The sequence below is a fragment of the Ralstonia nicotianae genome (assembly GCF_018243235.1).
Classification (GTDB): domain Bacteria; phylum Pseudomonadota; class Gammaproteobacteria; order Burkholderiales; family Burkholderiaceae; genus Ralstonia; species Ralstonia nicotianae.
The window spans coordinates 179,336-201,442 of sequence record NZ_CP046675.1; the positions used below are offsets into that span (position 1 = coordinate 179,336).

Annotated in this window: 21 protein-coding genes and 2 pseudogenes; 11 read left to right on the forward strand and 12 right to left on the reverse strand. The window is 68.9% G+C overall.

All coding sequences use genetic code 11. The features are described 5' to 3' along the window. Window positions 1–100 precede the first annotated feature (100 nt). Window positions 101–574 (forward strand): DUF6566 family protein, encoded by a 474-nt coding sequence (locus GO999_RS17270; protein WP_248173421.1) that lies wholly within the window; start codon window positions 101–103, stop codon window positions 572–574. 34 nt (window positions 575–608) lie between these two features. Continuing rightward, on the forward strand, window positions 609–767 hold the full coding sequence (locus tag GO999_RS17275) for a hypothetical protein (protein WP_011003942.1): 159 nt from the start codon (window positions 609–611) through the stop codon (window positions 765–767). A 20-nt stretch (window positions 768–787) separates the two neighbouring features. Here the strand turns inward: GO999_RS17275 and GO999_RS17280 are convergent, their stop codons facing one another. Continuing rightward, window positions 788–1,312: an Lrp/AsnC family transcriptional regulator gene (locus GO999_RS17280; protein ID WP_211907024.1), complete on the reverse strand. Its 525-nt coding sequence runs from the start codon at window positions 1,310–1,312 to the stop codon at window positions 788–790. A gap of 144 nt (window positions 1,313–1,456) precedes the next feature. On the opposite strand from GO999_RS17280, the gene GO999_RS17285 reads away from it, so the two are divergent. Continuing rightward, window positions 1,457–2,473: a 1-aminocyclopropane-1-carboxylate deaminase gene (locus tag GO999_RS17285; protein WP_028854205.1), complete on the forward strand. Its 1,017-nt coding sequence runs from the start codon at window positions 1,457–1,459 to the stop codon at window positions 2,471–2,473. A 91-nt stretch (window positions 2,474–2,564) separates the two neighbouring features. On the opposite strand, the gene GO999_RS17290 is transcribed toward GO999_RS17285, so the two are convergent. From GO999_RS17290 to GO999_RS17320, 7 genes are all read right to left on the reverse strand, one after another. Then, window positions 2,565–3,737, reverse strand: coding sequence for an enoyl-CoA hydratase/isomerase family protein (locus GO999_RS17290; protein WP_211907025.1), 1,173 nt, complete (start codon window positions 3,735–3,737; stop codon window positions 2,565–2,567). Continuing rightward, entirely contained in the window at window positions 3,734–4,534 is an 801-nt protein-coding gene (locus GO999_RS17295) for an enoyl-CoA hydratase (RefSeq protein WP_211907026.1), read from the reverse strand. The genes GO999_RS17290 and GO999_RS17295 overlap by 4 nt, the downstream gene beginning before the upstream one ends. Further along, window positions 4,531–5,427, reverse strand: a complete 897-nt coding sequence (gene mmsB, locus GO999_RS17300) for a 3-hydroxyisobutyrate dehydrogenase (protein ID WP_069079399.1) — start codon at window positions 5,425–5,427, stop codon at window positions 4,531–4,533. Before mmsB ends, GO999_RS17295 begins: the two co-directional genes overlap by 4 nt. A 21-nt stretch (window positions 5,428–5,448) precedes the next feature. After that, on the reverse strand, window positions 5,449–6,996 hold the full coding sequence (locus GO999_RS17305; RefSeq protein ID WP_211907027.1) for a CoA-acylating methylmalonate-semialdehyde dehydrogenase: 1,548 nt from the start codon (window positions 6,994–6,996) through the stop codon (window positions 5,449–5,451). Between the two features lie 119 nt (window positions 6,997–7,115). Next, window positions 7,116–8,819 carry an AMP-binding protein gene (locus GO999_RS17310; protein WP_211907028.1) on the reverse strand — a complete coding sequence of 568 codons (1,704 nt, stop codon included), beginning with the start codon at window positions 8,817–8,819 and terminating at the stop codon, window positions 7,116–7,118. Between the two features lie 61 nt (window positions 8,820–8,880). Beyond that, the gene (locus GO999_RS17315; protein ID WP_211907029.1) at window positions 8,881–10,014 is read right to left on the reverse strand and encodes an acyl-CoA dehydrogenase; all 1,134 of its coding nucleotides are present in this window, start codon (window positions 10,012–10,014) and stop codon (window positions 8,881–8,883) included. Window positions 10,015–10,062: 48 nt separating this feature from the next. After that, entirely contained in the window at window positions 10,063–10,311 is a 249-nt protein-coding gene (locus GO999_RS17320; RefSeq protein WP_020830247.1) for a hypothetical protein, read from the reverse strand. Here GO999_RS17320 and GO999_RS17325 point away from each other — a divergent pair. Next, entirely contained in the window at window positions 10,280–11,296 is a 1,017-nt protein-coding gene (locus tag GO999_RS17325) for an AraC family transcriptional regulator (protein ID WP_211907030.1), read from the forward strand. The genes GO999_RS17320 and GO999_RS17325 overlap by 32 nt on opposite strands. Window positions 11,297–11,353: 57 nt before the next feature. On the opposite strand, the gene GO999_RS17330 is transcribed toward GO999_RS17325, so the two are convergent. Next, window positions 11,354–12,754, reverse strand: coding sequence for a heavy metal sensor histidine kinase (locus tag GO999_RS17330; RefSeq protein ID WP_011003952.1), 1,401 nt, complete (start codon window positions 12,752–12,754; stop codon window positions 11,354–11,356). Then, a complete protein-coding gene (locus GO999_RS17335; RefSeq protein ID WP_016725227.1) occupies window positions 12,751–13,437 on the reverse strand; it encodes a heavy metal response regulator transcription factor in 687 nt (228 codons plus the stop codon). The genes GO999_RS17330 and GO999_RS17335 overlap by 4 nt, the downstream gene beginning before the upstream one ends. 196 nt (window positions 13,438–13,633) lie before the next feature. Between GO999_RS17335 and GO999_RS17340 the strand changes: the two genes are divergently transcribed. Genes GO999_RS17340 through copD form a run of 4 tightly spaced genes read left to right on the forward strand, consistent with a single transcriptional unit; the run spans window position 13,634 to window position 17,855 of the window. Further along, the gene (locus tag GO999_RS17340) at window positions 13,634–15,460 is read left to right on the forward strand and encodes a copper resistance system multicopper oxidase (RefSeq protein WP_165591987.1); all 1,827 of its coding nucleotides are present in this window, start codon (window positions 13,634–13,636) and stop codon (window positions 15,458–15,460) included. A gap of 38 nt (window positions 15,461–15,498) precedes the next feature. After that, entirely contained in the window at window positions 15,499–16,497 is a 999-nt protein-coding gene (locus GO999_RS17345) for a copper resistance protein B (RefSeq protein ID WP_225891723.1), read from the forward strand. Between the two features lie 37 nt (window positions 16,498–16,534). Next, window positions 16,535–16,921: a copper homeostasis periplasmic binding protein CopC gene (gene copC, locus GO999_RS17350; RefSeq protein ID WP_011003956.1), complete on the forward strand. Its 387-nt coding sequence runs from the start codon at window positions 16,535–16,537 to the stop codon at window positions 16,919–16,921. Window positions 16,922–16,925: 4 nt separating this feature from the next. After that, on the forward strand, window positions 16,926–17,855 hold the full coding sequence (copD, locus tag GO999_RS17355) for a copper homeostasis membrane protein CopD (protein ID WP_118872620.1): 930 nt from the start codon (window positions 16,926–16,928) through the stop codon (window positions 17,853–17,855). A gap of 182 nt (window positions 17,856–18,037) precedes the next feature. On the opposite strand, the gene GO999_RS17360 is transcribed toward copD, so the two are convergent. Then, a complete protein-coding gene (locus GO999_RS17360; protein ID WP_211907032.1) occupies window positions 18,038–19,102 on the reverse strand; it encodes a porin in 1,065 nt (354 codons plus the stop codon). Between the two features lie 380 nt (window positions 19,103–19,482). Further along, window positions 19,483–19,862, reverse strand: a pseudogene (locus tag GO999_RS17365) (transposase); the annotation flags it as partial. An 81-nt stretch (window positions 19,863–19,943) separates the two neighbouring features. Between GO999_RS17365 and GO999_RS17370 the strand changes: the two are divergent. The 3 genes and pseudogenes from GO999_RS17370 to GO999_RS17380 all read left to right on the forward strand — a co-directional run bounded on the left by GO999_RS17370 (window position 19,944) and on the right by GO999_RS17380 (window position 22,083). Continuing rightward, window positions 19,944–20,399, forward strand: a complete 456-nt coding sequence (locus GO999_RS17370; RefSeq protein WP_019719381.1) for a MarR family winged helix-turn-helix transcriptional regulator — start codon at window positions 19,944–19,946, stop codon at window positions 20,397–20,399. 250 nt (window positions 20,400–20,649) lie between these two features. Then, a pseudogene (locus GO999_RS17375) lies at window positions 20,650–21,153 on the forward strand (MFS transporter); the annotation flags it as partial. Window positions 21,154–21,258: 105 nt separating this feature from the next. Next, on the forward strand, window positions 21,259–22,083 hold the full coding sequence (locus GO999_RS17380) for an IS5 family transposase (protein ID WP_211907179.1): 825 nt from the start codon (window positions 21,259–21,261) through the stop codon (window positions 22,081–22,083). The last annotated feature ends 24 nt before the right edge of the window (window positions 22,084–22,107 follow it).

The window sequence follows — 22,107 nt, forward strand, 5'->3', positions numbered from 1 at the left end:
AGACGCATGGCGGCACGCGCATCGCGACGCCATGCGAGTGCGCGTGGGGCGGCTTGCATGGCGGATGGCGTGGCCGGGGTGCGGGTGGCGTGCGGAAAAGTTGACCATCGAAGTCGCGTCGCTATACTGTATGGATATACAGTATTCGATGGGTGGGAAACGCCCGGGGGCCGGCGCTGTCCGGTTCTCGTGCAGACCGGCCCGAACGTTGCGTTGGGAATACCGGGTCCGTGCACGTTTCCTCCGTCCGGGCCATATCGCCATGAAAACATCACCTTCTCCCAATCCTGCCGCTGCCGGCCCTGCCTCCGATCCCGAGGCGGCCGGCGATGGGCAGGTCGCTTTCGAGCAGCTGCACGAATACAGGAACCACACGATCACCATTCGGCCCCGGCGGATCGGCGGCGGGCTGTGGAGGGCGGCATTCGCCGTCAGCCTCGACTGTCGCGCGTTGGTCGACGTCGGCACGGAGGTCGGCCAGGCGTTCCGGACGCCGATCGGCGCGGCGCGGGACGCCGTCGATGCCGCCCGGAATTTCATCGATGCCCGGCTGAAGGCGTGCCGGCCCGCCTGAACACACATTTCATCGCAAGCCAGGGAGGAGTCTCATGGAACGCCAGCAACTGTTCGCCATTGCCATCGTGATCGCGGCCGTGAGCGCCGCCTATTCGCTCGCGCGCGACCTGAACGACGACGAGCGCGATTTCCCGCCGGGCCAGGCCGCGCTGGTTCACGGCCATGCCACCGCATCGGCCGCCGGGCGATGAAGGGCCGGCGCGGGGCGGCGTCAGGCGATCGGCAACTGCGTGGTCGACAGCACCTGCTTGAGCGTCATGAACGTCCGGATCTGGCGCACCCCCGGCAGGTACAGCAACTGCTCGGCATGCAGGCGGTTGTAGCTGTCGTTGTCCCGGGTGCGCACCAGCATGAAGTAGTCGAACTCGCCGGTCACCACATGGCACTCCAGGCAGCCGGGCACCTTCTGCACGGCTTTCTCGAAGTCGGCGAAGGACTCCGGCGTCGAGCGGTCCAGCACCACGCCGATCATCACCAGCGTGCCCAGGTCGAGCGCCTTCGGCTCGAGCAGCGCCACGACGCCCCGGATGCATCCCAGTTCCTTGAGCCGCTCGACGCGCCGCAGGCACGCGGGCGGGCTCAGGCTCACCTTGTCCGCCAGCGCCACGTTGGAGATCGAGGCATCGCGCTGCAGCCACTTCAGGATGGCGCGGTCCGTCCGGTCCAGTGCCGATAGCGCGGCGCCCTGGGGCGCCGCCGCGGCTGGGCTGCGAAATTTTGTTGCGACTTTCTTCATATCCACGAAATCAGGAAAAGTGGAGATCCGTTTCATGTGGTCCATATTCCGATTCGGCCGTGATATTCGCAAGCACATTTCGCGGGCGGATTCCTATGATGGAGCCCTCATCCCTTCTTCTTCCGACGCTCCGGAGCCGCCCGCATGAACCTGAACAAGCATCCCCGCCATCCGCTGACCTTCGGCCCCACGCCCATCCAGCCGCTCAAGCGGCTGTCGGCCCACCTCGGCGGCAAGGTCGAGCTTTACGCCAAGCGTGAGGACTGCAACAGCGGCCTGGCCTTCGGCGGCAACAAGACGCGCAAGCTCGAATACCTGGTGCCGGAGGTGCTGGCCGGGGGCTACGACACGCTGGTCTCGATCGGCGGCATCCAGTCGAACCAGACGCGCCAGGTCGCGGCGGTGGCCGCGCACCTGGGGCTGAAGTGCGTGCTGGTGCAGGAGAACTGGGTCAACTATGCCGATGCGGTCTACGACCGGGTGGGCAACATCGAGCTGTCGCGCATCCTGGGCGCGGACGTGCGGCTGGACGCGGCCGGGTTCGACATCGGCATCCGCCCGAGCTGGGAGCAGGCCATGGAGGACGTGCGCCGCGCGGGCGGCAAGCCGTTTCCGATCCCGGCCGGCTGCTCGGAGCATCCGCTCGGTGGCCTGGGCTTCGTCGGCTTTGCCGAGGAGGTGCGCCAGCAGGAGGCCGAGCTCGGTTTCCGCTTCGACTACATCGTGGTGTGCTCCGTCACGGGCAGCACACAGGCTGGCATGGTGGTGGGCTTCGCGGCGGACGGGCGCGCCGACCGGGTGATCGGCATCGACGCATCGGCCAAGCCGGAGCAGACGCGCGAGCAGATCCTGCGGATCGCCCGCGATACCGCCAAGCTGGTCGAACTCGGCCGCGACATCACGGAAGACGACGTGGTGCTCGACACGCGCTACGGCGGCCCCGAATACGGCTTGCCGAACGAAGGCACGCTGGAGGCGATCCGGCTGTGCGCGCGCCAGGAGGGCATGCTGACCGACCCGGTGTACGAGGGCAAGTCGATGCACGGCATGATCGACCGGGTGCGCGGCGGCGAGTTTCCCGAGGGCGCGCGCGTGCTGTACGCCCACCTGGGCGGCGTGCCGGCGCTCAATGCGTACAGCTTCCTCTTCCGCAACGGTTGAGCTTGCGGCGGATGCCGCGCGGCTCGGCGTGGCGCGATGTGGCGCGATGTGGCAGGCGGCACGCTGACCGGGCCCGGCCTGCCGCGGCGGATCATGCGGCCTGCGGCTGCGCCCCGAGACGCGCAAGCGGGTGCGCCGCGCCGCGCCACGGCGACGACAGGAAATGCCGCACCCGCTCCGGCCGCACCCCGGCCAGCGTGGCCGGTGCCCAGCCGGGGCGATGGTCCTTGTCGACCAGGTGCGCGCGCACGCCCTCGCAGAAGTCGCCTTCCTCGATCGCGCGCGCCACGATGCCGAGCTCCATGCGGAAGCACTCGGCCAGCGTCAGCTGGCGCCCGCGCAGCAGCGCCTCGCGCGTGACATGCAGCATCGTCGGCGAGTGCGTGGCCATGGCGTCGAGCGTGGCCTGCAGCCATTGCCTGGCCTCGCGCGCGGGATCGCGCTCCAGGCTCTCGCGCAGCGTGGCGACGATGCGGTCGATGGTGGAGCGGCGATCGAAATAGCGCACGATCCACGGTGTCGTCCGCGCGATGGCGGCATGCGGCACGATGTTGCACGGCGGCTCGAATACGCGGCGCAGCGCCTGCATCAGGTCGCCCGGGGCGCCCGCGTGGGACAGGCGCAGCAGCCGGTCTTCGAACGAGGCGAGCCACTCGGCGGGTACGCACACGTCGGCCAGCCCGCAATGCAGGGCGTCGGCGCCCGACAGCGTCGTGCCCGTCAGCCCGATGTACAGCGCCATCTCGGGCGGCATCGCGCCCAGGAAGTGCGTCGCGCCCACGTCGGGCAGAAAGCCGATGCGGGTTTCCGGCATGGCGATCCGGCTGCGCTCGGTGACGACCCGCAGGCGTGCCCCTTGCCCGAGCCCCATGCCGCCGCCCATCGCAATGCCGTCGAGCAGCGCGACCACGGGCTTGGGGAACCGGTGCAGCGCGTAGTCCAGCCGGTACTCGTCGACGAAGAATTGCAGCCAGCCGTCGGGGCCGTGCGCCTGGCCTTGCTGCGCCAGCCGGTAGGGCGCGCGCACGTCGCCGCCGGCGCAGAAGCCTTTCTCTCCCGCGCCGCGCAGCACGACCGCGGCAATGCGGGCATCGTCGCGGCACTGCGCCAGCAGCGCCGACAGCTGCCGCACCATGCCGTGCGACAGGGCGTTCAGGGCCGACGGACGGTTCAGCGTGAGGATCGCGACGCGGTTCACCACGTGGAACAGCACCTCGGGCTCCGCGGCGGCGGCCGGCTCGGCCGGCTTCGGCAAGGCGCTCATGGCAGGGCCTCCTCTGGCCTGGCGGCGGTGTGCCAGCGCGGCGGGCGTTTTTCCAGGAAGGCGTTGACGCCTTCGCGCTGGTCGGGATGGCCGAACAGGTCCACGAACCGTTCGCGCTCGACGGCGAGCGCAGCCGTGCGCGGCACGCCGTGGCGCGCCTGGTGGATCAGGGCCTTGCTGAAGGTGACCGCCCGCGGGCTCAGCGTCGTCACGCGCCGCGCCATCGCCAGCGCCGCCTCGCGCGCCGCGCCGGTGTCGACCACCTCCTCGACCAGGCCGATGCGCAGCGCGGTCTGCGCGTCGATGCGCTCGCCGGTGAGGATCATGCGCTTGGCCCAGCCTTCGCCGACCAGCCAGGGCAGGGTCTGCGTGCCGCAGCCGCAGCACAGCAGCCCGACCGCGGTTTCCGGCACGGCCAGCTGCGCGTGCCGCTCGGCGATGCGGATGTCGCAGGCGAGGGCGCATTCGAGCCCGCCGCCCATCGCGTAGCCGTTGATGGCGGCGATCACGACCGGACGCGCGTTCTGCAGCGCCTCGAACGCTGCGCCGAAGCGGGCGGCGGCCTCGCGCGCCACGTCGCGGTCGCCGCTGGCGAAGGTGTTCAGGTCCGCGCCCGCGCTGAAAAACTTCGGGCCGTCGCCGGTGATGACCAGCGCGCGCACGCGCGGATCGGCATCGAGCGTTTCGACGGTGGCCTGCAACTGCCGCAGCCCTTCCGGCGTGAATGCATTGGCGCTCGGGCGGCTGAGCGTCAGCAGGGCGACGGTGCCGTCGTGCAGCCAGTCGAGTGCGATCATCGTGCGGCTCCTTCCGGCCGGTACAGCCGGATCACCGCCGAGAAATCGAGCTTGGCGGCGCCCTGGCTGCTGCTGGCCTGGTAGAGCTGCTGCGCGAGCGCGCCCAGGTAGACGGGCTGGCGCACCGATTTGGCGGCATCGCCGGCCAGGCCGAGGTCCTTGAGCATCAGGTCGGTGCCGAACCCGCCGGTGTAGCCGCGCGACGACGGCGCCGTCTCGATCACGCCGGGGAAGGGATTGTAGGTGTCCGAGCTCCAGCAGCGGCCGGTGGAGGTGTTGATGATGCCGCCCAGCACCTTGGGGTCGATGCCCAGCGCCTCGCCCAGCGACATGGCCTCGGCCACGCCGGCCATGGTGATGCCGAGCACCAGGTTGTTGCAGATCTTCGCGCCCTGGCCGGCGCCCGCCTCGCCGCAGTGCACGAGGTTCTTGCCCATGGCCGACAGCACCGGGCGCACCTGCTCGAACACGGCCGCGCCGCCGCCCACCATGAAGGTCAGCGTGCCGGCCGCCGCGCCGCCGGTGCCGCCGGAGACCGGCGCGTCGACGAACGGGTTGCCGTGCGCGGTGGCCAGCGCGGCGAGGGCCTTGGCGCTGTCCGGGTCGATCGTGCTCGAATCGATGATCGGCACGCCTTTGGCGATGCCCGCCAGGATGCCGTCGTCCGCCGTCAGCACGCTGTGCACGTGCGCGGCGGCCGGCAGCATGGTGATCGCGCAGTCGGCGCCGGTCGCCGCGGCCTTGGGCGAGGGGGCGGCGCTGGCGCCCGCGTCCACCAGCGACTGCACGGCCCGCGCATCGAGGTCGAACACGCTGAGCGCGTGGCCCGCCTTCAGCAGGTTGCGCGCCATCGGGGCGCCCATGTTGCCAAGCCCGATAAAAGCGATCTTCATGAGAGGTCTCCGCATGGTGGCTCAGCGCAGGCTGATGGTGGTGTTGACGCCGCCGGCCTCGACCGCGTCGTCGAACCAGCGCGCGGTGACCGTCTTCGTCTGCGTGTAGAACTGCACGACCTGCTTGCCGTACGGCCCCAGATCGCCCAGCTTCGAGCCGCGCGAGCCGGTGAAGCTGAAGTAGGGCACCGGCACCGGGATCGGGATGTTGATGCCGACCTGGCCCACGTCGATCTCGCTCTGGAACCTGCGCGCCGCCGCGCCGCTCTGCGTGAACAGGCCCACGCCGTTGCCGAACGGATTGCGGTTGACCAGCGCGATGGCTTCGTCCAGCGTGGGCGCGGTCAGCACCAGCAGCACCGGCCCGAAGATCTCGTTGCGGTAGATGTCCATGTCGGTCTTCACGCCGGTGAAGACGGTCGGGCCGATGAAGTTGCCGTCTTCATAGCCCGCGACGCGAACGCCGCGGCCGTCGAGCGCAAGCGTTGCGCCTTGCCGCACGCCGGATTCGATCAGGTCAAGGATGCGCTGGCGGGCCGCGCGCGAGACCACCGGGCCGACATCGGTGCCGGGCTCGACGCCCGCGTTCACCTTCAGCGCCCGGGCCTTCTCCACCAGTTCGGGCACCCATTGCTGCGCCGCGCCCACCAGCACCGCCACCGAGGTCGCCATGCAGCGCTGGCCGGCCGCGCCGAACGCCGCACCCACCAGCGCGTTGAGCGTCTGCTCGCGGTTGGCGTCGGGCAGCACCACCGCGTGGTTCTTGGCGCCCATCATCGACTGCACGCGCTTGCCGTGCTCGCCGGCGAGCCGGTACACATGCGTGCCGACCGCCGTCGAGCCGACGAACGACACCGCTTTCACTAGTTCATGCGTGCACAGCGCATCCACCACTTCCTTGCCGCCATGCACGACGTTGAGCACCCCCGGCGGCACGCCCGCTTCGAGCGCCAGCTCGACCAGCAGCATGGTCGACAGCGGGTCCTGCTCCGACGGCTTGAGCACGAAGGTGTTGCCGCAGACGATCGCCATCGGGAACATCCACAGCGGGATCATCGCCGGGAAGTTGAACGGCGTGATGCCGGCGCAGACGCCCAGCGGCTGGCGCAGCGTGTAGGTGTCGACCGCGCCGGCCACGTTCTCCAGGAATTCGCCCTGCTGCAGCGAACCGACCGAGCACGCGTGCTCGACCACCTCGAGCCCGCGGAAGATGTCGCCCTCGGCGTCGGGCAGCGTCTTGCCCTGCTCGGCCGTCAGCGTGCGGGCGATGCGCGGCAGGTGCTCGCGGATCAGCGCCTGGTACTTGAGCATGATGCGCATGCGGGCGCCCACCGGGGTGTGCTTCCAGGTGGCGAACGCGGCGTGCGCCGAGCGGACGGCCGCATCCACCTCATCCCGCGTGGCGAACGGCACGCGCGCCAGCACCTCCTGCGTGGCCGGGTTCACCACCTCGCGCCACTCGGCCGAGCGGGATTCGACGAACTCGCCCCCGATCAGCAGCTTGACGGTCGGCTGCGTGCGGGGATGCCCGGCGGTTGAGACCGGGGAGAGGGATGCGACGGCGCTCATGGTATGTCTCCTGTGCAAGTCGGTGGCCGTGCGTGACAGTTGCCGTGCGGCGGCCCGTGATGTCGATTGGGTGGCGATGAGGGCGATGAGGGCGATGAGGGCGATGAGGGCGATGGGGTTCAGCGCGGATCGGCGAAGTCGTCTTCCCAGTACTCGCCCGGCAGGCGGGCGGGCTCGGGCAGGCGTTCCTGCTCGCGGCGGCGCAGCTCGACGCGCCGGATCTTTCCCGAGATGGTCTTGGGCAGCTCGCTGAACTGCAGGCGGCGGATGCGCTTGTAGGGCGCGAGCTTCTCGCGCGAGAAGCGGAACACGGCGCGCGCCAGTTCGGGCCCCGCCTCGTAGCCCTGGCGCAGCGTCACGAATGCCTTCGGCACCGACAGCCGCAGCGGGTCCGCGCTGGGCACCACGGCCGCCTCGGCGATGGCCTCGTGCTCGATCAGCACGCTTTCCAGCTCGAAGGGGCTGAGCCGGTAGTCCGACGACTTGAACACATCGTCGGTGCGGCCGACGTAGACGAAGTAGCCGTCGTCGCGCCGCATGGCGACGTCGGAGGTATGGTAGTAGCCGTTGCGCATGGCCTCGGCGGTGGCCTTGGCGTGGTTGGCGTAGCCCTGCATCAGGCCCAGCGGGCGGTGCGACAGCGGCAGCGCGATCTCGCCCTCGGCGGCGGGGCGGTCATCGGCGTCCAGCAGTTCGACCCGGTAGCCCGGCAGCGGGCGGCCCACCGAGCCCGGCACCACCGGTTGCCCGGGCGTGTTGCCGATCTGGCAGGTGGTCTCGGTCTGGCCGAAGCCGTCGCGCAGGGTCACGCCCCACGCCCGGCGCACGCGCTCGATGATCTCGGGGTTCAGCGGCTCGCCGGCGCCGACGATCTCGCGCAGCTTCACCGGGTACGACGCCAGCGGCTCCTGCACCAGCATCCGCCACACGGTGGGCGGCGCGCACAGCGTGGTCACGTTGCAGCGTACCAGCACCTCCAGCGTGTCCCGGGGCACGAAGCGCGCGTAGTTGTAGACGAACACGCACGCCTGCGCGTTCCACGGCGCGAAGACGCAGCTCCACGCATGCTTGGCCCAGCCGGGCGAGCTGATGTTCCAGTGCACGTCGCCGGGCTGCAGGCCGATCCAGTACAGGGTGGACAGGTGGCCCACCGGGTAGCTCTGGTGCGTGTGCTCGACCAGCTTGGGCTTGGACGTGGTGCCCGAGGTGAAATACAGCAGCAGCGGATCGGTCGCGCGCGTCGGTCCGTCCGGGACGAACGCGGCCGGGGCGCGGTACGCCTCGGCAAGGTCGATCCAACCGTCGCGCCGCGCACCCACGGCGATGCGCCTGACGCCGGCATCGACGGCCTCGAACTTGGCCAGCTCCGCCGCATCGGCCACCACGCAGGTCGCGCCGCCCAGCTGCACGCGGTCCAGCACGTCGTCGGCCGAGAGCTGCGTGGTGGCGGGCAGCACCACCGCGCCGAGCTTCATTGCCGCCAGCATCACGTCCCACAGCTCGACGCGGTTCGGCAGCATCAGCAGCAGCCGGTCGCCGCGCACGATGCCCAGGCCGCGCAGGAAGTTCGCCACCCGCGCCGAGCGCTCCGACATCTGCGCGTACGACAGCCGCAGCCCCTCGCCCCGCGGGTCGTCGACGATCCACAGCGCCGGCTGGTCGTTGCCGCGCGCGATCACGTCGAAGTAGTCCAGCGCCCAGTTGAAGGTGTCCAGCTCGGGCCAGCGGAACTCGCGATACGCGCGGTCGTAGTCGGTGCGATACCGCAACAGCAGATCGCGCGCCGCGAGAAAGTCCCGGGCTGCGGGTGTCACATCGTTCATCGTCGTCTCCTCATCGGCGCGGTGGGTGCGCTCTGTGTTTGCGGTGGCGCGTGCGGCGGCGCTAGACGTGCCGCGCGATCACCATCCGCTGGACTTCGCTGGTGCCTTCGTAGATCTGCGTGATGCGCGCGTCGCGGTAATGGCGCTCGACGGCGTAGTCGGCCAGATAGCCGTAGCCGCCGTGGATCTGGATCGCCTTCGAGCAGATCTCCTCGGCCAGTTCGGACGCGTAGAGCTTGGCCTGCGACGCCTCGGACAGGCAGGGCTTGTCCGCGCTGCGCAGCCGCGCCGCGTGGTGCACCAGCAGCCGCGCGGCGTTCAGGCGCGTGGCCATGTCGGCCAGCATGTTGGCGATGGTCTGGTGCTCGCGCAGCGCCTTGCCGAACTGGACGCGCTCGTTGGCGTAGCGGCGCGCCGCATCGAACGCGGCACGCGCAATGCCGACCGCCTGCGCGGCGATGCCGATGCGCCCGCCTTCCAGGTTGGACAGCGCGATCTTCAGGCCCTCGCCCGGTTCGCCCAGCAGGTTCGCTTGCGGCACGGCGCAGTCGTCGAGCGTGATGGGGCAGGTGTCCGAGGCGCGGATGCCGAGCTTGTGCTCCGGTCGCCCGACGTGGAAACCCGGCGTCTGCGTCGGGACGATGAAGGCGGAGATGCCGCGCTTGCCGGCGTCCGGATCGGTCACGGCGAACACGATGGCGAGCTGCGCGCGCGCGCCGTTGGTCACGAACTGCTTGCTGCCGTTGAGCACCCAGTGGCCGTCGCGCGGCACGGCGCGGGTGCGCAGGTTGTTGGCCTCGGACCCGGCGTGCGGCTCGGTCAGGCAGAACGCGCCGATCGCGCGGCCTGTAGCCAGGTCGGGCAGGTAGCGCGCCTTCTGCGCGTCGGTGCCGAATTTCAGGATCGGCCCGCAGCCCACCGAGTTGTGCACGCTCATCATCGTCGCGCAGGCGGCGCAGCCGGCGGCGATCTCTTCCAGCGCGAGCGCGTAGGCGACGTAGTCGGTGTACGAGCCGCCCCATTCGGGCGGCACCATCATGCCGAGCAGCCCCAGCTCGCCCATCTGCGCGACCACGTCGTCGGGCAGGCGGCTGTCGCGGTCCCACTGCGCCGCGTGGGGCGCGAGGCGCTCGGTGGCGAAGTCGCGGGCGGCGTCGAGGATCATCCGCTGTTCGTCGGTGTAGAAATCGTCCATCGCTTGGTCTCTGTTGCCCGGCCGCGTGGCGTCGCGCGTGCGTGCGCTTTACACTGTCGTGCCCTGCGCCGGGGTGGCGCGGTCATTCGATGGGGAGTCAGTGTAGGCAGGCGCCGGCACGGCTTCGATGCCCGTCACGATCAATCTGCGTGAGCGGATTTGCCATGCGGGGCCGGCCCCGGCGGTGCGAGGGGAGACCGCATCCGGCCCGCGGTCCATCTGCTTTCCGCCTTTTTCCTTTTGCTTTTTGCCTTCCGCGACGACGATGAAGCACCACGAAAAGGGCACCATTTCCATGAGCCTCGTCGCCGAGACCCTGGCGCTGGCCCGCTCGCGCGGGCTCGACGTGCAGCCGCTGGTTGCCGCGGCCGGGATCGCGCCGCAGATGCTGGCCTCGCCGCGCGGCCGTGTTTCGTCGGCGCAGTACGGCGCGCTGTGGAGCACCATCGCGCGCTCGCTCGACGACGAGTTCTTCGGCCAGGACTCGCACCCCATGCGCAGCGGCAGCTTCGTCGCCATGACACAGGCCGCGCTGACCGCGCGCACCGGCCGGCAGGCGCTGCAGCGCGCCACGGGGTTCATGCGGCTGGTGCTCGATGACCTCGCCGTGCGGGTCGATGCCGATGCGCAGCGCGTGCGCCTGACCTTCGCGCATCGGCCGGGCACGCCGGAGCCGGCCATGTTCGCGTATGCGACGTGGTTCATCATGGTGTACGGCCTGGTCTGCTGGCTGGTCGGCCGGCGCATCCCGCTGATCGCGGCGCGCTTCCGCTGCCCCGCGCCGCCCGCCGGGCAGGAATACCGATTGATGTTCTGCGACGACCTGGCGTTCGGCCAGCCGGTGTCCTGCGTCGACCTGTCGCCGGCCTTCCTGGACCTGCCCGTGATCCAGACCGCCGCGTCGATCAAGGCCTTCCTGCGCGACGCGCCGGGCAGCTTCGTCGTCAAGTACCGCAACCCGGATGCGTTCGCCGCGCGGGTGCGCAAGACGCTGCGCACGCTGCCGGCGGCGGCATGGCCGGCGTCCGGTGCGATGGCGCTCAGGCTCAACGTGGCCGAGGCCACCATGCGCCGCCGCCTCAAGCTGGAGGGCCACACCTACCAGTCGATCAAGGACGACCTGCGGCGCGACATCGCGATCAATGCGCTGCAGGACGCGCGCCGCACCATCGCCGACATCGCGGCCATGGTCGGCTTTGCCGAGCCGAGCGCCTTCCACCGCGCGTTCCGCAAGTGGACCGGCATGCGGCCGACGGATTACCGCAGCGCCGGCAAGGCTTGACGGACGACGGGCGGGCAGGCGCGTCGCGGGCCGCGCAGGCCCGTGCCGATCGGCCCGTCAGTGCGGGGCGGCGCCCGCCTCCGGCCGCCGCGCGAAATGGAGCGCGAACCGTGTGCGCCCGCCCACCCGCGAGACGGCGATGCTGCCCCCATGCGCCACGACAATCGCCTTGGTGATGGCCAGCCCCAGGCCGGTGCTGTCCGATTCGGGCCGCGCGCGCGATTTGTCTGCCCGGTAGAAGCGCTCGAAGATCCGCGACAGGACCTGCGGCGGAATCTCGTCGCCGTCGTTGTCCACCGAGACCGTCACGCCGTGGCCGGTGTCGGCGATCGAGACCAGCACGGCGCCGCGCGGCGGCGCATGGCGGATCGCGTTGGACAGCAGGTTGCTCAGCGCCCGCCGCAGCATCAGCCGGTCGCCGCTCACCCGGCCGTCGCCGCGCAGTTCCAGCCGCACCGCCTTGTCCTCGGCCAGCGCGTCGTAGAACTCGAAGAGGGCGCGCAGCTCGTCGGCGAGGTGGATGTCTTCGGCGCTGGGCAGCGTCAGGCTGTGCTCCATCTTGGCCAGGTAGAGCATGTCCGAGACCATGCGTGCCAGGCGCTGCAGCTCCTCGGCGTTGGAGGTCAGGACGTCGCGGTACTTGGCGCCCTCGCGCGGCTGCGACAGCACGACCTCGGTCTGCGTCAGCAGGTTGGTGATGGGCGTGCGGATCTCGTGCGCGATGTCGGTCGAGAAATCGGACAGCCGGCGGAAGTCGTGCTGCAGGCGCTCGAGCATGGCGTTCAGCGTGACGGCGAGGTCGGCGACCTCGGCCGGCACCGTGTCCACCGGCATGCGCTCGTCGAGCTTGTCGGCGGTCACCGTGCGGGCCCGCGAGGCCAGCGTGCGCAGCGGCGCCAGGCCGCGCCGCGCCGCCCACCAGCCGAAGACCCCGCTGGCCAGCGCCGCCAGGGCGATATAGAAGGCCAGGGTGCCGCGGAACGTATGCAGGAAGTGGGCGTGGATGTCGGTGTTCATCGCCACCAACATGTCGAGGCGGCCGGCCGTGCCGTCGCGCAGCGCGACGGTGGTGTGCATGGCGCGGTACTGCTGGCCGCCCTGCGCCCAGACCAGCCGGTCGCTGCCGGGCCGCGCGCGGGCCAGGGCCTCGTCCGCGGCCCGGAAGTCGAAGCCGTCGCTCGCGTACAGCGCGCGCCGGTCCGGGCCCAGGATCCGCGCGACGAAGCCGGTGCGGTGCTGCAGGGCATCGCGGATGCGCGCCTCGGCCTGCGGCGCTGGGCCGGACTCGACGATCTTCCCGATCACGCTGACGTGCTCGCCCAGCGCGGTGAAATCCTCCACCGCGAAGTGCTGCTCCATCGCCAGCGCGATGACCACGCCGAGCCCCAGCAGCACCGCCGCCGAGCACAGCGAGAAGAGGGCGGTCAGCCGCGCGGTGAGCGAGAGCCGCCGCCTCATGCCGCGTCCTCCGGGTCTTCGAGCACGTAGCCCATGCCGCGCACCGTCTGGATCAGCTTCGGCGTGAAGTCGTCGTCGATCTTGGCGCGCAGCCGGCGGATGGCGACGTCGATCACGTTGGTGTCGCTGTCGAAGTTCATGTCCCACACCTGGGAGGCGATCAGCGAGCGCGGCAGCACTTCGCCGCGGCGGCGGGCCAGCAGTTCGAGCAGGGCGAACTCCTTGCTGGTCAGCGCGATCCGCTGCCCCGAGCGCGAGGCCCGGCGGCGGGCCAGGTCGAGCACGAGGTCGGCGATCTGGATGCGGTCGAGCGCGACCGGCGTGCTGCCCCGGCGCAGCAGGGTGCGGACCCGCGCCAGCAGCTCCGCGAAGGCGAACGGCTTGACCAGGTAATCGTCGGCGCCCAGCTCGAGCCCCTTGACCCGGTCGCCCACGCTGTCGCGCGCGGTCAGGAACAGCACCGGCACCGCGCACGCGGCCGCGCGCAGCGATTGCACGACCTGCCAGCCGTCCAGGTCGGGCAGCATCACGTCGAGCACCAGCAGGTCGTAGTCGCCCGTCGTGGCGAGGTGCAGGCCGTCCACGCCGTTGCGGGCGAGGTCCACCACGAACCCGGCCTCGGTCAGGCCCTGCTGGAGGTATTCGCCGGTCTTGGTTTCGTCTTCGACGACTAGCAGCTTCATGTTCTCGTTGGATGTCGGGTCGGGATCACTGGAGGGGGCGGGATCGGCGGCGCGCGCGGGCCGTAGCGTACCCTGTGCGCGGCGAGATGACGCAGAGATGACCAAACTGTAATGTTCCAGTCAGGCGAGGGTAGCCTGCCGCTCATTAGCCTGCTTGCATTTTTCCACTCTGGGCACGACGCAAGGACATCCGATCATGCGCATGAATCATGCACCCGGCCTGCTGCTGCCGAACCTGCCCCGGCGGCGGTTCGTGCAAGGGCTGGCCGCCGGCGGGGTGATCGCCGGGCTGGGGCTGGGCGGCATCGCCCCATCGGCCGCCGCGGCCGGCGCCACCGCGCTCGGCACGGCCCCGGTGCTGCGGGGGACCGAATTCGACCTCGTGATCGACGAGACCCCGGTCAACTTCACCGGCAAGCCGGCCATGGCCACCACCGTCAACGGCATGCTGCCCGGGCCCACGCTGCGCTGGCGCGAGGGCGACACGGTCACCCTGCGCGTCACCAACCGCCTGCGCGAGCCCACCTCGATCCACTGGCACGGCATCCTGCTGCCGTTCCAGATGGACGGCGTGCCGGGCCTCAGCTTCCACGGCATCGCCCCCGGCGAGACCTTCACCTACCGCTTCCAGGTCCGGCAGAGCGGCAGCTACTGGTATCACTCGCACTCCGGCTTCCAGGAGATGACCGGCGTGTACGGCGGCCTCATCATCGACCCGGCCGGCAGCGACCCGATCCGCGCCGACCGCGACTACACCGTGCTGCTCGCCGACTGGACCGACGAGGACCCGATGCGGATCCTCGCCAAGCTCAAGACCCAGAGCGACTACTACAACTACCACCAGCCCACGGTGGCGGATTTCTTCCGCGATGTCGCCAGCGACGGCTGGCAGGCCGCGCTCGCCAAGCGCCGCATGTGGAACCAGATGCGGATGAGCCCGACCGACCTGGCCGACCTGTCCGGCGCCACGCTGACCCACCTCGCCAACGGCATCACGCCGGCGGGCAACTGGACCGGCCTGTTCGCGCCGGGGGAGACCGTGCGGCTGCGCTTCATCAACGGCGCCGGCAGCACGTTCTATGACGTCCGCATCCCCGGGCTCAAGCTCAAGGTGGTGCAGGTCGACGGGCAGGACATCGAGCCGGTCACGGTCGATGAGTTCCGCTTCGGCCCGGGCGAGACCTGCGACGTGCTGGTCTCGCCCAAGGACGACGCCCATACGATCTTCTGCCAGTCGATGGATCGCACCGGCTACGCGCGCGGCACGCTGGCCGTGCGCCCCGGCATGCAGGCCCCGGTGCCGGCCCTGGACACGCCCCAGTGGCTCACCATGACCGACATGATGGGAGACATGGGCGGTATGGGGGGTATGGCCGGCATGGACCACGGCGGCATGACCATGATGGACGCGGGCGACATCACGCCGATGGCGCCGGCGGACACCGACGGCATGGCCATGATGGACGGATCCGGCGGCCCGGACGACCTGCGGGTGCCGAGCCGGAAGGTCCGCCATGCCCGCACCGAATACGGCCCCGGCACCGACATGCGCGTCGACACGCCGCGCACCAATCTGGACGATCCCGGCATCGGTCTGCGCGGCAACGGGCGGCGCGTGCTGGTGCTGGCGGACCAGCACACCCTCGGCGGGCCGCTCGACCGGCGCGGGCCGCAGCGCGAGATCGAGATGCACCTGACCGGCAACATGGAGCGCTACACCTGGTCGATCGACGGCGTGGAGTACGGCCGCTCGGCGCCGATCCACTTCCGCCACGGCGAACGGCTGCGCGTGATCCTGCACAACGACACGATGATGACGCACCCGATGCACCTGCACGGCATGTGGAGCGAGCTCGAAGCGCCGGACGGGCGCTTCCAGGTGCGCCGGCACACCGTGCCGGTCCAGCCCGCGCAGCGCATCAGTTTCCTGGTCACGGCGGACGCCCTGGGCCGCTGGGCATGGCATTGCCACCTGATGCTGCACATGGACGCGGGCATGTTCCGCGAGGCGGTGGTCGCATGATGCCGGCCCCCGACACCCGTTCGCGTTCGCGTTCGATCATGATCCGACACGCAAGGACCGCACTGGCGGCAGCGCTGGCCGCCGCCGGTATCGGGATGGCTTGGGCGCAGGAGCGCCCGGGCCCGGACGCAGGGCAGCCCACCGCCGCGCAGGCCGCGCCGCAGGGCGGGCACGATGCGATGCCCGGCATGGACCACAGCGCCCACAGCGCCATGCCGGGGATGGACCACGGCGCCATGCCCATGGACCACGGCGCGATGCCGGGCATGGACCACGGCAGCATGAACATGCAGGGCGGCTCGGCGCCGCCCGACGCCCGGGACCCCGATGCGTACTCCAACGGCTACCGCCTCGGCGCCGGCCCCTACGCGCTGGGCGACACGCGCCACCTGATGATGGCCGACGAGCACCGGTTCGCTTCGGTACTGGTGGAGCGCCTGGAATGGGCGCACGGCAACGGCACGAACGCGACCGCGTACGACGCCCAGGCCTGGTTCGGCACGAGCTACGACAAGCTGGTCATCAAGGCAGAGGGCGACATTCACAAAGGCCGTGTCGAAGAGGCCCGCACCGAGCTGCTGTGGGGCCACGCGATCGCGCCGTTCTGGGACACCCAGCTCGGCCTGCGCAACGATGCGGGCACCGGCCGCCCGGGCCGCAGCTGGGCCGCGTTCGGGGTGCAGGGACTGGCGCCGTACTGGTTCCACCTCGAGGCGACGGCCTATGTCGGCGACAGCGGTCGCACCGCGCTGCGGCTCTCCAGCGAGTACGAACTGCTGCTGACACAGCGGCTCATCCTGCAGCCCCGGCTGGAGGCCAGCTTCTACGGCAAGCGCGACCCGGCCCTGGAGATCGGCAGCGGGCTCTCCAGCGGCACGCTCGGACTGCGCCTGCGCTACGAATTCAGCCGCCAGTTCGCGCCCTATGTCGGCGTCGAGCGCAGCCAGGCGTTCGGCGGCACCGCCAACCTGATCGAGGCGGCGGGCGGACGCCGCGGCGAGACACGGGTTGTCGCGGGCGTACGCTTCTGGTTCTAGACTTTCCATTTTTATAACCCACTTCATGAGCGCCCCTATGTTCACAATCTCCCGAGCCGCAAAGGCCACCGTCGCGGCCTGCGCCGCCCTGGCCGTTTCGTCGGCCTTCGCCCACCCCAAGCTCGTCTCGTCGACGCCCGCCGACAAGTCGGGGGGCGCCGCGCCCGCCAGGATCGAGCTGCACTTCTCCGAAGCCCTCGTCGCGCAGTTCTCCGGCGCCAATCTCGTCATGACCGCCATGCCCGGGATGGCGGACCACGGGGCCATGAAGGTCACCGCTAAAGTCTCGGGCGCCGATGAGGGCAAGACCATGGTCATCACCCCCGCGCAGCCGCTGGTGCCGGGCTCCTATCGCGTGGACTGGCGGGCCGTCGCCTCGGACACGCACGTGGTGAGCGGCAATGTCGCGTTCGACGTGAAGTAGCCCGATGGCGGACGATGGGCTGAATGTCGCGCTGCGCTTTGCGCTGTACCTTGACCTGATGCTTGTCTTCGGCGTGGCGCTGTTCGGCCTCGGGGCGCTGCGTCCGGAGGAGCGGGCGTCGGCGATCGCGCGGCGGTATGTGCGGGTCGTCGCGGTGTCGGTCGCCGTGGGGATCGTGCTGTCGCTGTGGAGCGCCGTGGTGATGGCCAAGGCCATGACGGGCGCGGCCGAGTATGCGGAACTGACCGGCCATGTGTTCGGCATGATCCTGGGCGCCACGGCGTTCGGGCTGGCGTGGGCGGTGCGCATGGCGGCCCTGGTGGCCTGCCTGCCCGCTGCCCTGGCGCTGCGTCGCTGTCCGACCGCGCGCTTCGCCGTGCTGGCGGCACTTGGCGCAACGGCCCTGGCCACCCTGACGTGGGCCGGCCATGGCGCGATGGACCAAGGCGCGCGGGGCATGCTGCATGCGGCGACGGACATCGCGCACCTGCTGGCGGCCGGTGCCTGGGTCGGCGCGCTGGCGGCCTTTGTCTTGCTGGCGTCTGCCGGGCAGATGCGCGCGCCGGGCGCGGCGGCCAGGCTCAGCCGTGTCTCCAGCGGCTTCGCCGGCCTCGGCACGCTGATCGTGGCCACGCTGGCGGTGACCGGCGCCGCGAACTATCTCTTGATCGTCGGCCCGACGGTGGAGGGGGTGTTCACGACGGCGTACGGTGGCTTGCTGCTGGCCAAGCTGGCGGTCTTTGCGCTGATGCTCGCGCTGGCTGCGGCCAACCGGTTCCGGCTGAGCCCGCGGCTAGAGGCGGCGGTGCGTTCGGGGGACCCGGCAGGGGCGGTGAGCGCCCTGCGCGCAAGCCTGATCGCCGAGGCCTGCCTGGGTGGGCTCATTCTCGGGCTGGTGGCGTGGCTCGGCGTGCTTTCCCCGCCCGGGGCGTGAGGCCGGCACGCGCGACTTGTCGGGGGAGGTGCTCACCACACCCACGTAACCCGTGACGTGCAAAAAAAACGGCCGGCGATTTCGCCGGCCGAACGTCCTTGGTCGCAGCAGGGCAAGTCAAGGTCGATATGAACTGTACGCAGCGGGTCTCTCGACGTGCCGGCGCCTTTTGAGGGCGAACATCAGAAGCGATGACGCATGCCAATCATGGCGCCGGTCTGGTTCTGGCCCGGCAATGTGTTGGCCGTGCCGGTGACACCGAACGTCGCGTTGCCCTTGTTGGTCACGTAGCCGACAAGGACGTAGGCGTCGGTCCGCTTGGACAAAGCATAGTTGCCGTTCAGCACAAACATCCACGAGCTGTTGCTGTCCGTACGCGCATTCGTGTAATACGCTGCGCCGTTCAGCGTGAAGGCCGGCGTGAGCTTGTACTGTGCGCCAAGCCAGTACAGATTGTCATGACGTGCGGTGCTGGTCGAGACTTCATCGCGTAGCCAGCGATAGCCGGCGAAGACCTTCGCCTCACCCAGCGTATACGACGCACCAATCGCGGCACGCTTGGCGGAAAGGCCCGAAGCTGCAAGGGTGCTTCCCTGGTACTGGTCGTAGGCGGCGCCCACCGAAAGCGGGCCATTCGCGTAAGCCAAGCCCCCGCCGAAGTTGGTGCCGACCTTGAAGCTGCCCGGCACCTCGCCGCCCAGCCCCACATTGGCATCGCGGCCGAAGCTATAGAAGCCGGTCGCGGTCAGGCCGCCGAACTTGCCCGTGTACTTCAGTGCGTTGTCTGCCCGCCCGTTGAACTGGTTGTCGACCGCGTTGAGCGAGTAGACGCCCGCAACGGACATCGGGTCGTAGGCACCAAACAGGTCAAACAATGCATTTTGCTGGCGTCCCATCGTGATGGCGCCGAAATCGCCCTGCAGGCCGACGTAGGCCTGGCGACCAAACAGGCGATTGCCTTGGGCGGACTTGCCGGTGTCGATATCGAAGCCGCTCTCCAGCACAAAGATACCTTTCAGGTTACCCCCGAGGTCTTCCACCCCACGGATGCCCCAGCGCGAGCCGGAAAGGCCTCCCGAGCTGAGCGCGGCGATCGATCCTTGGCGATTGGTGCCGCCGTTGACGTGGCTTTGATAGCTGACGCCTGCGTCTGCGACGCCATAGAGCGTCACGGTGGACGACTGGGCAAACGCCGCGCTGGACAAGGTGCATGCCGTGGCGGCTGCCGCGAAGAGAGTCTTCTTCATTTCAAGTTTGAGGATGCGGGTGGAATGAGTGGGTCTCCTGGTGGGGCAGAACCGGTCTCAGCGACCCTTCAATAACCACGCCCAGGCCTGACTGCCACCTTGCTCGTCGTTATCGCTGCGGCTGGGAGCATCACTCCTGAGGCCTGCCATCAAAGCGTCCTCACCCCATGTAGTTGAAAAATCAACTAACTGGGCGGAGTTTATAGTTGAAATTTCAAATAAACAAGCGGCAGGTGCCGCGTCTGCGCAACAGGCTCGGCGTTGACATGCGGAAGACACGGCAATGATGGTCTTTGTGCTCGGATTTGCCGACCGATGCCGGCTGTGAGGCGTCAAGAGGGGGCTGCCCGACACGGGAAGTCAGGGCATGGACGCCCGGCCGCCGGCGCCCCCTTGCTGTGAGCAACGTCCGCCGGTGTCAGGTTCATCATCGGCCGCCGTCCATCCGTGTCCGCCGCGAGATGCCGTTTGCGCTTGACGATCCTTTTGGCCAGTCGTGCCGTGTGCGGAACAGGAGTCGGCGCATGGGCTTGCGAAACCATCAATACACGGTTTGCCACGGCGGAACGTCGCGGGGCCGCATGCGTCAGCCGCAGCCCGGCTGCACCGGATAGCGCAGGGCGTTGACCGCCTCCCGCGAATCGCACGCCCGGCGCCGGCCCCGCTCGGCGGCGTGTGGCTGCAGCGGCTGCACAACGGCCCGTTCAACGTCCGTCATGCCGAGAGGTCGCGGCTTTCGGCATCCGGCGCCAACGCTTATGCATACCCATTTATATGAAAAATCAAATAATAGGCGTCAATATATAATTGCAATATCAAACGACAGAGACTGAGAGCCCGGATGGATACGAAATCGATTGAGGTCCGTCACGACCTGGATACAGCGGTGCCGTATCTCGTGGCGCGAGCAGGTGCTCGCATGGGGCAAGCCTTCGCCAAAGCGCTCAAGCCTTTTGATCTCAGTCTGAGTGAATGGCGCGTCTGCGCGTCGTTGGGAAACAAACCGTACCAGAGCCTTTCGGAACTGGTCACACACGCCGCGGTCGACACGTCGACGCTGTCCCGTATCGTTGATCGGCTCGTACAGCAAGGCCTTGTTTCTCGGCAGAGAAGCGATCTCGATGGCAGGGCAGTCCGCCTTTGCCTGACGCCAGAGGGCGCAACCCTGACGCGGAAGATTGCGCCTTTGGCCAAACGCTATGAGAAAGTGGCCCTGACCGGTTTCACCCCCCAAGAGGTCCAGATGCTCCGCGCATTGCTTGTCCGCCTGTACGACAACGCCGAGCCGCTGGCCTGAAGGCGCACCCGCCACCCACGTCCGGTGCAGGGTCGACATCGCTGTGGCCCCCCTCCAGAACATACTGCGCGGTGGCGGTATCAATGCCCTGATGGTCCATCAAAGTTCAAGATGGATGCATCAGAAAAAGGTATTTCATATCAACGACTTCCGGCATATACGATGGCTCGCAAGGGCCATCGCATGACATGCACGAGCGCGCCGTTCACGTCATCACATCGGTCCTGAGATAACAAACCAGGAGACAGTGATGTTGCGTGAAGACATCGGCGTGGTAGCCGATGGCGTGCCTGCTCGCCCAGCCGCCGCCCAAAGATCCCAGCGCGTTAAAGGAATCATCGGCGCATGCTCCGGCAATCTGGTGGAATGGTTCGACTTCTTCGTCTATGCCTACACCGCGATCTATTTCGCATCCGCGTTCTTTCCCAGTGGTGATCAACTCAGCCAGTTGCTTTCTACGGCAGGTGTATTTGCTGTCGGCTTCTTCATGCGGCCGCTGGGTGGATGGTTGTTCGGCCGGATCGCCGACACGCGTGGTCGCAAGGTGTCGATGATCATCTCCGTCTTCATGATGTGCGGCGGGTCTTTGATGATTGCGTTGCTGCCAACGTATCAGGCCATCGGTGTGTTCGCGCCGATCTTGCTGCTCGTAGCGCGCTTGCTGCAGGGCTTGTCAGTGGGGGCGGAGTACGGTACCGGCGCAACCTACCTGAGTGAGGCATCGGTGCGTGGCCGTCGAGGGTTCTTTGGCGCCTTCCAGTATTTCACGATCATCGCGGGTCAACTGCTGGCATTGCTGATTGTCGTCACGCTTCAGAGCCCGTTTGAAAATTCCCCGCCGTTGTGGTGTAAAGGCGGGATGTGGAAAAAAGAACATCGAGAATGTGAGGCGAAGCTGGGTCGCAAGACCAAGCGGTACCCAAGCGACCTGACGGATATCGAATGGGCCGCTGTGCAGCCGCTGCTGCCACGCGAGGCCGTGCGAGGCCGGCGCCGGGAGTGCGACCTGCGGGAGGTGGTCAACGCCCTGCGCTATCTGGTGCGGGCGGGTTGCGGCTGGCGCATGCTGCCCCACGACTTCCCGCCGTGGCAGACCGTGTATTGGTGGTTTCGTCGGCTCATGCGCCGCTTCCTGTTCCGCACGCTGCACGACGTGGCGCTGATGTTGGACCGGGAGTTGGCTGGGCGGCAGCCGTGCCCAAGTGCGGGCGTCATCGACAGCCAGACAGTCAAAGCGCCCTCGGCCGACAAGCGTGGCTACGATGCGGCCAAGAAAATCGTCGGGCGCAAGCGGCATATCGCGGTGGACACGGATGGACGGCTGCTGATGGTGAACCTGACGTCGGCGGATATTGCCGATAGCACGGGGGCGCTGGCGGTGCTGGAAGCGGTGAAGAAACGCTGGCCGGGTGTGAAACACCTGTTCGCAGACGGCGCCTACGACCGCACGGCGCTGATGGACAGGGCCGCGACCCTCGACTTCGTGGTTGAGGTGGTGCGCCGGCACGAGCAGCAAACGGGCTTTGCCGTTCTGCCGCGCCGCTGGGTGGTCGAGCGCACCTTTGGGTGGATGGTTCGCTGGCGCCGACTCGTACGCGACTACGAGCAGCGCGCGGACGTCTCGGAAGCCATGATTCATATCGCGATGAGCGGCTTGCTACTGCGCAGAATCGCTCATCCTTGAATTTCCAAGTAGTGCGGGCCGGCG